Here is an 11327-nt window from a genome sequence, read left to right as displayed (position 1 = left end):
GACAACCTCCCGGCGAATACCTATTTCGTGTTCGATTATGGGCGAGGACCTCGATTACGGACGGCGACTAGCCTTCCCGCTTCGCTACCCAGGCGGCCACAACGTCGGCCACGCGCGCCAGCCCCTCCCACGATTCCGGCTGGGAGTTCGGCAGCATGGCATGCAAGAACAGCCGGTACATCGCCGCCCGCAGCACCAGCTGCGTGAAGTCGGGCAAATGCGCCCAACGATCCAGCAGGGCATCCGGCGCGTTGCCCCAGGCCATCGTGTCCACGATCAGCAGCGCGACGCTCCAGGCCGCCGGGTGCCACGCTGGGTAAAGATCCGTGACGATGGGGTCGGCAGTGCCGTCGAAGATGGTGCAGCCGGCGATGTCCCCGTGCACCAGCTGGTCGTCCTCCACGATCGGTTCGCGCAGCTCGGCAAGGCTTGCGGCCTTCACCAGGGCGGCGGCAGCGTCCTCTCGCGGCACGCTCTCGGGCGCCAGCACCGGGGTGACCCATTGCGCCGGATCCTCGGCGAACGCGGCCTGGTCCGCCGCGGCAAACAGGTCGTGTTCGTTCCACTTCTCCCCTGCTACAGGCGGCGCCAGGAACGTCGGCTTCTTTTCGCCACGCAGTGCCTCGTTCAGGCGCAAGGCGGCCGCCACCATCTCGTCGAAGCGCGGCGACTGGTGGCCGGACATGAAAGTGCGCGCCCGCCAACCGGACACGCTAAAGCGCCCGTCGGAGGAAAAGATGGGTCGCGACATGGAGACCCCCGCCGGGCGCACCTTCGACATGATCTTGGCAATCCACGCCGCCCGCGCCGGCTCATCCGCCCGGGAGATCACCGCCCGGTCGCAGCGCCACCCCTGGCTCCACTCCTGTTCCAGCAGCACCGGGTGCGCCGAGGGCACCTGGAAGCTGGCCAGGATGTGCGCCGGCGGCGGGGAATTGAAGTCGCTGTGAGAATCTTCGTTGATCATGCGCTCGCTTATTTGCTGTTCTTGTACCCAAACGGGAACACCCACGGGTTTGCCTTGCAGGTGTTCGGATTGTCCTTGAAGGCCTTGTCTGGGTTGATTTTATAGATCTCGGCGTTGTTCAGGCTGATGGTTTGTTGCATCATGATCGGCGCTAGCGCGCCATCCTTGGAACACGGCACGTGGGCTTTGTGCCCGATGCCGTGGCCGACCTCGTGGTTAATCATGTACTGCCGGTACGCGCCCAGATCGCCCTCGAACGGGATGGCGCCGCGCACCCAGCGCGCCTCGTTGAGCACCACCCGCCCCTCGCCCGGGAAGTTGCAGCTGGTCTCAATGCCATAGCTATCGCCACAGGTCGCGGCGGTGGTCTCCGGCGAGGTCAGCTGAATCCGCATATCCGGCTTCTTCCCCTTCGGCAGCTTCTTTTCGTCCACGTGCTGGAAGGAATACTGCGGATCGCCCACCCACGACTTCGGGTTGGCCAGGGTGGCGTCCACCATCGCGGCAAACGCATCGTCACCGCCGTAGGCCGAGGACTTCAGCGTCGTCTCGACCTCCACGACGTAGGTGAACTTCTTCTTCCCCTTGCCGAAGGTCTTGCCGGGCTCGCCGGCGGTGCGGAACTTCCCGCTGCCCTCCTTCGTGTACTTGCCGCCCGGGGGCAGGGAACCGAACTTCAGCCCCTCGTAATCGCCGTGTTCGGCGCCGGCCGTGCCGCCGTCGTCGCTGGTCGTAACTGCGACCTCGCCGGTGGCCTGCGTATCTTCCTCGTCGCCCAGACCATTCAAAATGCTGTACATAACCAGGAGGGTAACCAGCACAAATGCGACAGTAATCAGTATTACTCCACGGAAGCTAAACCGCCCGCGCTCGGGCTGCCTTATATCTGCGCCCGGCACTTCCGGCGCAGACTTCCGCGCCGGCGGGATGGGGTGGCGCTCCACGTTACTGCCGCTACTCATACAGCTAGTCGCAGCCTCCCTAGCTTACGAAACCGACAGAGTTCTTGGCCTCTGCGCCGACCTCTACGTAAGCGATCTGTCCACGTACCAGCACGTAGCGCGCCCCCTTGGCGCCTTCAATGGTCAGCGTCTCATTCTCGCCGGAACGCAGGAAGTTCTCGATCTCTGCCACGTACTCGTCCTGGGACTTGGCCTGCTCGCTCTTGATGTCGATGGCGATAGCCAGCTCGCGGGCGTTGTGTACGAATCCGACCTTGATCTGCATGGGAAACCCTTCCTTCATGTTCGTTCTATACTCACGTGCAGTATTGTGACCATCATAGCTATCAGGTCGAGCAAGGAAGGCAGGTGCTGCAGGTGCTGATGCCCTCTAGGTCTTCTGGATCCTCTGCCTCCCGCCCAACCTTCAGCTCGCTCGGCGTGGCCGCGGAAATCACGGAGGCTCTGGCCACGGCCAACATTACGCGCGCCTTCGCCATCCAGGAATACACCCTGCCCATCGCGCTGAAGGGCTCCGACGTTATCGGCCAGGCGCGCACTGGTATGGGCAAGACTTTGGGTTTCGGCATTCCTGTTCTCGATCGGGTTTTTGATGACGCCACCGTCACCGCCCCGGACGGCACCCCGCGCGCCTTGATCGTGGTGCCTACCCGAGAGTTGTGCCTGCAAGTCACCGACGACCTGACCCTGGCCGCCCGCAACTTGCGTGTGCCGGTGGGGGCCGAGGGGGCGTCCCAAAGAAAGAAGAGCAAGACCCGTGCCCTGCAGGTACAGGCGGTGTACGGCGGCGTGGGCTTCGACGCGCAGACGGCGGCCCTGGAGCGCGGCGTGGACGTGGTCGTCGGTACTCCGGGACGGCTGCTGGACCTGGCGAAACAGGGGTATTTGCAGTTGCAGACGGTCGAGATCGTCGTGTTGGACGAGGCGGACGAGATGCTGGATCAGGGGTTCCTGGACGATGTGCGCGACATCATCACGCAAACCAGCCCACTGCGGCAGACGATGCTGTTTTCCGCCACCATACCAGGCCCGATTGCGGCACTGACTAGGACGTTTATGCGGCACCCGGTGCTGGTTCAGGCGGATAGCGCGGCGACGGAGGCAACCCACGAATCGACGAAACAGGTGGTGTTCCAGTCCCACAAGCTCGATAGGCTCTCCGCACTCGCCCGTATTCTGCAATCCCCCGGGAGAGGCCGCAGCATCGTTTTTGCCCGCACGAAGCGGCAGGCGGCGGGCGTGGCCGAGGAGCTTGCCAAGCTGGGCTTCCGCGTAGGCGCAGTGCACGGGGACATGCGCCAGAAGGACCGCGAGGAATCCCTAGACGAGTTCCGCCGCAACGAGGTGGACGTGATGGTGGCCACCGACGTGGCGGCGCGCGGTATCGACATCGAGGATGTCACGCACGTGATCAATTACCAGGTCCCGAACGACGAGCGCACCTATGTTCACCGCATCGGCCGTACGGGGCGCGCGGGCAACACGGGCACGGCGGTGAGCCTCATCGGCTGGGACGAGGTCGCGCGGTGGAACGCCATCAGCGACGCCCTGGGTCTGGACTTACAGGACCCACCGCAGTGGTTCTCTTCCAGCGCGGAATTTCTGGCTGAGTTCGACCTTCCCGGCGATGTTGGCGACCGGGTGGGGGCACCGCGCGGCGTGAAAGGTGCAGCTCTGAAGGTGAAAAAGTCCCGCAGGAGGCCGCGCCCATGAGCCGGCGCATCCCCTCCCCCGAGCGCGCCCGTCGCGGTGACCACATCGTCGCAGCTGCGTTGGCTTGCGGGCTGCTTGCCCTCGGCGGGATCACGTGGCTGGATTCCGACGCCCGCGAGGTGGACCATCGGGTCGCCGATCACCCGATCGAGGCCGAGGACAAGACCCTCGCCTCTTCCGACTCCGCCAAAGGCGACCGGCCGATTCCAGAGCATCTGCGCGAGCTGTGGGATGCGAGGACGGACTCCGCCGACCTGGTGGTAGATCAGGGTGGGGTCGTTCTAACCTCCGGCAACAAGGCCACGATGGTACGGGGCGACGATGGTACCGAGGTCTGGCACTATAAGGCACCCCACGACCTGTGCGCCGTGGCGGCGAACTGGGGAAAGATGAACCTCTTCCTGCAGGGATCCAAGGGGTGCGGGCAGGTAGTGGCACTGGATAGCGGGACCGGCGAATACCGTCACACCCGCGACATGCTGGCCGCAGACCACGTGGAGTTGTTCCAGAGCCGGGACAACATCGGGATGCTCTCCCCCACGCGCACGGAACTACTGCGCTCGGACGCAGTGCGGCGCGTGGAGGTCGGCGACAAGCTGACGGCAGTGAAGCCGAACAAGCAGGCCTATACCGAGTGCACCTTTACCTCCGCTCTGACGCGCAGGGACCTGCTGGTTACGGCGCAGACGTGCCCCGATAGCGAAAAGAAACTGATCCGGCTGCTTAAGACGAACCCGGAGGACTCGGATGCCCCGGAAAAGTACCACGAGTACGAAGTCCCCGCGGACAGCGAACTGGTGGGCGTGGGGCTAGACCGGGTGGTGATCTACGCCCCCGGCAACGGCACCCGCGCGAAGGACGGGAACGATAACGAAGGCTCGCGCTTCCAGGTGCTGGATAAGGAAGGCGACTTCCAGCAGTTCCCCGCCGACCCCGCCCCGCTACTGGATCCGCAGCAGCGGGATGGCAAGCTGTTCCGCTCCCAGACGGCGGATTCGGCGCACCTGATGAGCTGGTTTGATGGCGCCCGAGTGGTTACGTTCACCCCGTCAACCATGGAGCCTGCGTTCCAAGTTAACGGCGCTATCGGCCCCGCCGCTCCTATGGGCGGGCGGCTGCTGGTTCCCACCGCTAAGGGGATTGCAGTGGTGGACTGGGATAACGGCAAGGTTCTGCGCACCATCCCGGTGGATCGCAAGGGCTACACCGGGCAAGTGACGCTCAAGCTGGCGGGTGAGGTGCTGGTGGAAAAGCGCGGCGAGTCCGTCGTAGCGCTGGGCAATGCGAGCGCTGGGTAACGCTATCCCTTAACCGCTTTCCCCTGGCATACCAAATCATTCTCTTGTGATATTCGTCACAATTTGAGAAAAAGCTCTAGCCAAACCGGCAATAACGTGCCAAAATCATCCAAGTAACCGATAAGAGGCCAAAAGGTTAACAACAAACCAACAAGGTCTTAATCGCAAGGCGAAAAGCCGCCGCGACCCCCTCTACACACAGGTCTGCACGCCACTTCGCCACCACCACTTTTGCCTGAATTTACCTAGAGATTCTCTAGGTCAATTCGTCGAGCCCAACTTCGATCACCGGCCAAAGTGCCCACACCGACTGCAAAGAACCAAAACGACGCACCTTCGGACATCCTTTGTCCGAAAAAATAGAAGGGAAATACAATAATGGATTGGCGCCACAAAGCTGTTTGCCGTGAAGAAGACCCCGAGCTGTTCTTCCCTGTAGGAAACTCCGGCCCCGCCCTGGCTCAGATCGCCAAGGCCAAGCTGGTCTGCAACCGCTGCCCCGTTGCTTCCCAGTGCCTGAACTGGGCCATCGAGTCCGGCCAGGATGCCGGCGTGTGGGGCGGCATGGCCGAGGACGAGCGCCGCGCACTGAAGCGCCGCACCAACCGTGGCCGCACTCGTACCCGCAAGCGCATCACCGTTTAAATCCCATCCTTTTGTTCAGCTATTTTGTCCAGCTACGCGCCCCCGCTAAGCTGAACAGGTTGAAACTGTCCCCTTAAACACCAAGGAGCTGCACAATGAGCAAGCGTGGCCGCAAGCGCAAGGATCGTCGCAAGAAGAAGGCTAACCACGGCAAGCGTCCGAACTCTTAAGCCGTAACTCAAAAGGCCGGCAGGAGCACCGCAGAAAACGGTGCCCGTCGGCCTTTTGCTTTGCCCGCTACTCCTCTGCGAGCTACTCTTCCACCCGGTAGCTAATCACCCGCAACTGCGTGCAGATCCGCGCCCGCAGCTCCACCGGGGCGGGCTGGCTACAACAGCTCCGTAGCAGGTCGCGCACTTGCTGCTCGAGTCCTAGCTGCCGCAGGCACTCCGGGCAAGCGTCGGCGTGAGCACGCAAACGTTCGCGGCTCTCACAGTCGGCGTCACCATCAGCCACCTCGTACAGGGCATCCAGCAGGTCGTCGCAGTCCGTCTTTCGCGAATTGTCTTTGCACATGTGCTCTTATCCCTTCGCTTCCGTCAGCTTGTTATGAGCCGTCTTGTTTTGTGCTGCCTCCGTCACGATCCCGTGCTCCGCCGCCACGTCCTTCAGCTTGCTGCGCAGCTGCTTGCGCCCGCGGTGCAGCCGCGACATCACGGTGCCGATGGGAGTGTCCATAATCTCGGCGATCTCCTTGTATGCCAGCCCCTCCACGTCCGCGTAGTACACGACCATGCGGTAGTCCTCGCCCAGGCTCATCAGGGCATCCTGGATGCGCTTATCCGGGATGTTCTTTAGCGCCTCCACCTCGGCGGATTCGAGCCCCACGGAGTCGTGCTTCGCCGTTTCGGCCAGTTGCCAGTCGGTCATCTCGTCAGCGCTGGACTCCGTCGGGCGGCGCTGCGCCTTGCGGTAGCTGTTGATGTACGTGTTCGTCAGGATTCGGTACATCCACGCCTTTAGGTTCGTGCCTTCCTTGAAGGAACCGAACGCCTGGTAGGCCTTCATGTACGCATCCTGCACCAGATCCTGCGCGTCGGCCGGGTTGCGCGTCATCCGCAACGCCGCACCGTAGAGCTGATCCAGCAGGGGCAGCGCATCAGCCTCGAATCTTTGCAGCAGCTCGTCTGCAGTGTCATCGCTGCGTTTCATTCGCTCACCTCTCACCTTTCTTCCAACGCAATTCTATCGCCGGTTCATTCCCACCAGTTCCGGGAAGTTGTTCGCCACGGACCCGACCTTCCTGTCCGCCTTCCTGCTGTGTACTTCTGTTGCCTTGTTTGGTGACGCCACCAGCTCCGCCCCTGCGCCCTTCAGCCAAGCACCTAGCTCGTCGCCCACCAGGATCCTGGGCATGCGGCTGTGCAGCCATTCGAGTTCCGGCAGGGCCGCGACGGTAATGATGGTGCCGTAGAGCTTGCCTTCCACGGCCTTGCACAGCCCGGCGGCGTACAGGGGGTGGCCGTCGGTGGCGGTGGTGAACCAGGGTTGCTTCTTGCTATCCTCCCCGACCGTCCACTCGTACCAGCCGTCCATCGGAAAGGCGCATGGCAGGGAGCCGGCGAACAAGGGCTTGGAGAATGCGGTCTCTCCCCGCGCGTTGAACACCGTCTTCGGCGGGTAGCCCCAGCGTGCGGGGCCGACCGCGGCCTCGCTTCTAAACTCCCGCACGATGGGCACCTCGGTGGTGGGCGCCACGTTGTAGTTGGCGGGCCACTCCCCGGCCCCGGCGCGGGGTATGCGCGGGGCTCCCAGCCGTCGTTGCAGGTCACCCGAAAGCTCTTCTAAGGAGCTGAACAAAACGTATCGGCCACACATACTCGCCCATTATGCCCACCCCGCACTTCTTTTCCAGCGAAAAAGTGAGACAATATGGGTATGTCTGAACAACTCTGGCCGGCTCCGGTCGCCACCGAGCCCGTACAGGCCACCGTGGCTATCCCCGGCTCGAAATCCATTACAAACCGTGCACTGATCCTAGCCGCGCTGGCGGATGCGCCTTCCACCATCACCGGCGGTCTTGTCAGTCGCGATACGGAGCTGATGATGTCGGCTCTGCGTTCCATAGGAACCCAGATCCTGTTGAAGAACGACCAGATGTACGTCACCCCGGCGGAGAAGCTGCACGGCGGTCAGGTGGATTGTGGCCTGGCTGGCACCGTGATGCGCTTCGTCCCGCCGATCGCTGCCCTGGCCACCGGCACGGTTGCCTTCGACGGTGACGTGGAGGCCCGCCGCCGTCCGATGTCCACCACCCTGAACTCCCTGCGTGCCCTCGGCGCCACCGTGAACACCAGCACCGAGTGCAACCCGGAAGGACTGCCCTTCTTCGTGGAGGGTTCCGGGGAGATCCAGGGCGGGGAGATCACCATCGATGCCTCCCAGTCGTCCCAGTTCGTCAGTGGCCTGCTGCTGGCCGGTGCCCGCTTTACCGAGGGCGTCACCGTTATCCACGAGGGCAACTCCCTGCCCAGCCAGCCCCACGTCGAGATGACGGTGCAGATGCTGCGCGAGGCCGGGGTGGACGTGGAAACCTCCTTCAACCGATGGACCGTCCACCCCGGCCCGATCAGCGGCCGCCAGTGGCACGTGGAGCCGGACCTGTCGAACGCCACGCCGTTCATGGCCGCGGGCGTGCTCACCGGCGGCACCGTGCGCATCCAGAACTGGCCCGCCACCACCAACCAGCCGGGCGACCAGTTCCGCCAGATCCTGCTGGACATGGGGGCGGAGGCGGAGCTGGACGTCCACCACGGCGATCTAGTTGTCTCCGGCACCGGCCGCGTCAACGGGATCACCTGGGACATGCACGATATTGGGGAGCTCAGCCCCACCGTCGCCGCCCTGGCAGCCCTGGCCGACGGTCCCAGCCACCTCTACGGAATCGCGCACCTGCGCGGGCACGAGACCGACCGCCTGCAGGCACTGGCGGATAACATCAACGCCCTCGGCGGCAACGTCGAGCAGACCGCCGACGGGCTGATCATCCACCCAGCCGCCCTGGAGGGCGGTCGCTGGGAGTCCTACGCCGATCACCGCATGGCCACCGCCGGCGCGATCCTGGGACTCCGCGTCGAAGGCATCGAGGTCTCGGACGTGGACACCACCGCCAAGACCCTCCCCGGCTTCCGCCGCCGCTGGGCGCAGCTGCTGGGCCAGGAACGCTAGATGGGGCGAAGGCACAGCAACGCCCATCACTGGGACGAATCCGATGTCCGCGTCCGCCCCGGCAAGGGCTCCCGCCCACGGACGAAGGATCGGCCGAGCCATAGAAACGCCAAGCGGGGCATGGTCGTCTCCAAGGACCGCGGCCGCTGGGGCGTGGTGTTGGACGAAGACGGCACCCTCGTCACCTGCATGCGTGCCCGCGAGATGGGACGCACCAACGTGGTCGTCGGTGACCACGTCGGTGTGGTCGGCGATACCTCCGGCAAGAAGGACACCCTAGCGCGCATCGTGCGGCTCGAGGACCGCACCTCCATTCTGCGCCGCACTGCGGATGACACGGACTCTTTCGAACGGATCGTCGTGGCCAATGCGGACTACCTGCTGATCGTCAGCGCTGTGGCCGCCCCGCCGCCGCGCACCGGCTTCGTGGAGCGCGCCCTCATCGCCGCCTTCGTCGGCGGCCTCACCCCGCTGGTCTGCCTCACCAAATCCGACCTCGCCGACCCCAGTGCCTTCGCCGCCGAGTTCCGCGATCTCGACGTAGAGGTCCTCACCACCGGCGTCAGCGACTCCCTGGACGAACTCAGCGAGCACATCACCGGCAAGGTCAGCGCCCTCGTCGGCCACTCCGGGGTGGGCAAATCCACCCTGTTTAACCGCCTCATCCCCGACGCAGAACGCGCCACCGGGGAAGTCAGCGGGGTGGGCAAGGGCCGCCACACCTCCACCCAGTCCGTCGCGCTCCAGTTGCCCGCGGGCGGCTGGATCATCGACACCCCTGGCATCCGCAGCCTGGGGCTCGCACACGTCGACCCGGACACCGTTGTGGACGTCTTCGAAGACCTCCGCGAAGTCACCGAAGACTGCCCCCGCGGCTGCACCCACATGGGTCCGCCCGCCGACCCGGAGTGCGCCCTGGATACCCTCACCGGCGCGTCCGCCCGGCGCGTCACCGCGATCCGCCGCCTGCTGGAGGCCCTGCGTAGCAACAACGAGTGGGAAATGTAGCTAACCCGCTACATCAAATCCACCAGGAACGGCAGCTCCTTCGCGTCGTACCAGCTCATCAGGTTGTCTTCGCAGTCCCCCAGCGCGAACTCCGCGTCCTCATCCCCCAAGTCAGCTGCGTCTATGCACTCGATCGCCTTCGCCGTGGCGGCCTCCGCGTCGGCGTCATCAACATGGATCGCCAACAACTGCTGCACCTTCACAACGGCCGGGTCCAGCCGCACCACGGACTCACCGTCGGCCGGCGCCAGCGACACCGCAGAGTCGTCGATCTCCGCGCTGATCACCACGCGCCGGTGCGGGAAGCGCTCCTCCCCGCCCGCGCTGAGCAGGCGCAGCGAGGCCCGTGCGGCATCCAGGAAGGCCGTGTACGCCAGCTCCTCCTCGTCGCCGCCGGTGTAGAACTCCCGCACCGCCGGGGTCAGAGCAAAGCCAACCGCAGAGCGCACCGGGTGTTCCCCCTGCTCCGCGAGGGTGCCCAGCATGTCAAAGGTCGCGGGAATGTACACCAGCATGGTTTAAAACTCCCCCTCCAGCTCAAACACGCCGGTGATCTCCACCACCGCGCGGTCGAACTGCTGGAAGTAAATGCCAATCAGGCCGGCATCCACGGCGCCGCGGATGTTCAGGATGTTGTCGTCCACCAGCACCAGATCCTGCTGCGGCAGGTCCAGGCGGTCGGCGGTAATGCGGAAGATCTCCTCCGAGGGCTTCTCCGCGCCCACCTCGCCGGACAGCACCACGGCATCCACGTAGCCGCCCTCCAGCCACGTACGGATGGGGGCCGCGCCCGCCCCGCCCGGGTCGTTGGAAAGAATCGCCGTGGCAATGCCCTCCGCTCGCGCCGCCGACAGCAGCTTGCGCCACCGCCTGCGGTCTTCCTCGGCGCCGTCCAACACTCCGCAATAATCAACTACTAGTCCACGCATGCCCTATATTCTGCCATCTTTTCGCCCTCCGGCGCCCCGCGGGGCGCGCACTTCGCTATAGTTATGCCCGTATGGCGCCTTCGGGGGAACGCACCGTACGGCATCACTGGCATGAACAACAGGGGGATTTTCTTTCGTGACCACTTCAACTTCCACGCGCCCACTTCCGGACTTCGTGTTCCTGCGCCCACCCACCCCGGCCGTCGCGGTGCAGGTCACCGAGGAGGAGGTCACTGATTCTTTTCGGGACGCCAACACCCCACCGCCCCAGCGCATCGCGCAGATCGTAAAAATGTGGCTGGAGGCTTTGGAGGGGCGCCGTCCGATCGATCATTTGCGCCGCGCGCCCTTCGGCGAACGGGTGCTAGAGCAACTGCGCGTCCGCCGGCACGTGCGGCCGGAACCGACGAGTGGGCGGGTGGAGAAGGGGGCGTCAATAATAAGCCTGCACATCCAGCCCAGCGCGGGCGACTGTGTTCGCTTTTGCGCATCGGTGCAAATGGGCGATCGGGTGCGGGCGATTGCGGGCAGCATGTCGCAGCACACGCAAAAGCGCCGCGCGGAGCTGCATCAACTGCACAGCTCCGCACGGCGCGGGGTCAAGGTCTGGGCGATCGATAGCCTCAGCTTGATCTAG

Annotated in this window: 14 protein-coding genes; 6 read left to right on the top strand and 8 right to left on the bottom strand. The window is 64.4% G+C overall.

Annotation, left to right across the window (positions count from 1 at the left end; all coding sequences use genetic code 11):
• Window positions 1-67 precede the first annotated feature (67 nt).
• From QKE30_RS08830 to QKE30_RS08820, 3 genes are read right to left on the bottom strand one after another with little or no spacing between them, the layout of a single operon-like run.
• Window positions 68-967, bottom strand: coding sequence for a TIGR02569 family protein (locus QKE30_RS08830; protein WP_347934622.1), 900 nt, complete (start codon window positions 965-967; stop codon window positions 68-70).
• Between the two features lie 8 nt (window positions 968-975).
• Entirely contained in the window at window positions 976-1929 is a 954-nt protein-coding gene (locus tag QKE30_RS08825) for a DUF3152 domain-containing protein (protein ID WP_347934621.1), read from the bottom strand.
• A gap of 19 nt (window positions 1930-1948) precedes the next feature.
• The gene (locus tag QKE30_RS08820; RefSeq protein WP_347934620.1) at window positions 1949-2194 is read right to left on the bottom strand and encodes a DUF3107 domain-containing protein; all 246 of its coding nucleotides are present in this window, start codon (window positions 2192-2194) and stop codon (window positions 1949-1951) included.
• 98 nt (window positions 2195-2292) lie between these two features.
• On the opposite strand from QKE30_RS08820, the gene QKE30_RS08815 reads away from it, so the two are divergent.
• From QKE30_RS08815 to QKE30_RS08805, 3 genes are all read left to right on the top strand, one after another.
• Window positions 2293-3642, top strand: a complete 1350-nt coding sequence (locus QKE30_RS08815; RefSeq protein ID WP_347934631.1) for a DEAD/DEAH box helicase — start codon at window positions 2293-2295, stop codon at window positions 3640-3642.
• Window positions 3639-4940, top strand: a complete 1302-nt coding sequence (locus QKE30_RS08810; RefSeq protein WP_347934619.1) for a hypothetical protein — start codon at window positions 3639-3641, stop codon at window positions 4938-4940. The genes QKE30_RS08815 and QKE30_RS08810 overlap by 4 nt, the downstream gene beginning before the upstream one ends.
• Before the next feature lie 378 nt (window positions 4941-5318).
• The gene (locus QKE30_RS08805) at window positions 5319-5585 is read left to right on the top strand and encodes a WhiB family transcriptional regulator (protein WP_005293852.1); all 267 of its coding nucleotides are present in this window, start codon (window positions 5319-5321) and stop codon (window positions 5583-5585) included.
• 252 nt (window positions 5586-5837) lie between these two features.
• Here QKE30_RS08805 and rsrA read toward each other — a convergent pair whose 3' ends face one another.
• Genes rsrA through QKE30_RS08790 form a run of 3 tightly spaced genes read right to left on the bottom strand, consistent with a single transcriptional unit; the run spans window position 5838 to window position 7403 of the window.
• Entirely contained in the window at window positions 5838-6101 is a 264-nt protein-coding gene (rsrA, locus tag QKE30_RS08800; protein WP_347934618.1) for a mycothiol system anti-sigma-R factor, read from the bottom strand.
• Window positions 6102-6107: 6 nt separating this feature from the next.
• Window positions 6108-6737 carry a sigma-70 family RNA polymerase sigma factor gene (locus tag QKE30_RS08795; protein ID WP_239199398.1) on the bottom strand — a complete coding sequence of 210 codons (630 nt, stop codon included), beginning with the start codon at window positions 6735-6737 and terminating at the stop codon, window positions 6108-6110.
• A 33-nt stretch (window positions 6738-6770) separates the two neighbouring features.
• Window positions 6771-7403: an SOS response-associated peptidase gene (locus QKE30_RS08790; RefSeq protein ID WP_347934617.1), complete on the bottom strand. Its 633-nt coding sequence runs from the start codon at window positions 7401-7403 to the stop codon at window positions 6771-6773.
• Between the two features lie 60 nt (window positions 7404-7463).
• Here QKE30_RS08790 and aroA point away from each other — a divergent pair, with 60 nt between their 5' ends.
• Together aroA and rsgA are read left to right on the top strand one after the other, a co-directional pair.
• Window positions 7464-8753: a 3-phosphoshikimate 1-carboxyvinyltransferase gene (aroA, locus tag QKE30_RS08785; protein ID WP_347934616.1), complete on the top strand. Its 1290-nt coding sequence runs from the start codon at window positions 7464-7466 to the stop codon at window positions 8751-8753.
• Window positions 8754-9761, top strand: coding sequence for a ribosome small subunit-dependent GTPase A (gene rsgA / locus QKE30_RS08780; RefSeq protein WP_347934615.1), 1008 nt, complete (start codon window positions 8754-8756; stop codon window positions 9759-9761).
• Between the two features lie 8 nt (window positions 9762-9769).
• On the opposite strand, the gene QKE30_RS08775 is transcribed toward rsgA, so the two are convergent.
• Both QKE30_RS08775 and QKE30_RS08770 read right to left on the bottom strand, forming a co-directional pair.
• A complete protein-coding gene (locus tag QKE30_RS08775) occupies window positions 9770-10276 on the bottom strand; it encodes a hypothetical protein (RefSeq protein ID WP_347934614.1) in 507 nt (168 codons plus the stop codon).
• Window positions 10277-10279: 3 nt separating this feature from the next.
• The gene (locus QKE30_RS08770) at window positions 10280-10690 is read right to left on the bottom strand and encodes an HAD-IA family hydrolase (protein WP_347934613.1); all 411 of its coding nucleotides are present in this window, start codon (window positions 10688-10690) and stop codon (window positions 10280-10282) included.
• 136 nt (window positions 10691-10826) lie between these two features.
• On the opposite strand from QKE30_RS08770, the gene QKE30_RS08765 reads away from it, so the two are divergent.
• On the top strand, window positions 10827-11327 hold the full coding sequence (locus QKE30_RS08765) for an Rv3235 family protein (RefSeq protein ID WP_049049834.1): 501 nt from the start codon (window positions 10827-10829) through the stop codon (window positions 11325-11327).

This window comes from Corynebacterium sp. c24Ua_83, assembly GCF_039907245.1.
Lineage (GTDB): Bacteria > Actinomycetota > Actinomycetes > Mycobacteriales > Mycobacteriaceae > Corynebacterium.
Note: the sequence above shows the minus strand (reverse complement) of the source record. Positions and strands in the feature narration are given on the sequence as shown.

What these genes read in the sequence shown, in the direction of transcription:
- rsgA (WP_347934615.1), top strand. Translation starts at nt 8,754, where the DNA reads ATGGGGCGAAGGCACAGCAACGCCCATCACTGGGACGAATCCGATGTC.
- QKE30_RS08820 (WP_347934620.1), bottom strand. Translation starts at nt 2,194, where the DNA reads ATGCAGATCAAGGTCGGATTCGTACACAACGCCCGCGAGCTGGCTATC.
- QKE30_RS08775 (WP_347934614.1), bottom strand. Translation starts at nt 10,276, where the DNA reads ATGCTGGTGTACATTCCCGCGACCTTTGACATGCTGGGCACCCTCGCG.
- QKE30_RS08770 (WP_347934613.1), bottom strand. Translation starts at nt 10,690, where the DNA reads ATGCGTGGACTAGTAGTTGATTATTGCGGAGTGTTGGACGGCGCCGAG.
- QKE30_RS08795 (WP_239199398.1), bottom strand. Translation starts at nt 6,737, where the DNA reads ATGAAACGCAGCGATGACACTGCAGACGAGCTGCTGCAAAGATTCGAG.
- QKE30_RS08825 (WP_347934621.1), bottom strand. Translation starts at nt 1,929, where the DNA reads ATGAGTAGCGGCAGTAACGTGGAGCGCCACCCCATCCCGCCGGCGCGG.
- QKE30_RS08810 (WP_347934619.1), top strand. Translation starts at nt 3,639, where the DNA reads ATGAGCCGGCGCATCCCCTCCCCCGAGCGCGCCCGTCGCGGTGACCAC.
- QKE30_RS08805 (WP_005293852.1), top strand. Translation starts at nt 5,319, where the DNA reads ATGGATTGGCGCCACAAAGCTGTTTGCCGTGAAGAAGACCCCGAGCTG.
- QKE30_RS08790 (WP_347934617.1), bottom strand. Translation starts at nt 7,403, where the DNA reads ATGTGTGGCCGATACGTTTTGTTCAGCTCCTTAGAAGAGCTTTCGGGT.
- aroA (WP_347934616.1), top strand. Translation starts at nt 7,464, where the DNA reads ATGTCTGAACAACTCTGGCCGGCTCCGGTCGCCACCGAGCCCGTACAG.
- QKE30_RS08830 (WP_347934622.1), bottom strand. Translation starts at nt 967, where the DNA reads ATGATCAACGAAGATTCTCACAGCGACTTCAATTCCCCGCCGCCGGCG.
- QKE30_RS08815 (WP_347934631.1), top strand. Translation starts at nt 2,293, where the DNA reads ATGCCCTCTAGGTCTTCTGGATCCTCTGCCTCCCGCCCAACCTTCAGC.
- rsrA (WP_347934618.1), bottom strand. Translation starts at nt 6,101, where the DNA reads ATGTGCAAAGACAATTCGCGAAAGACGGACTGCGACGACCTGCTGGAT.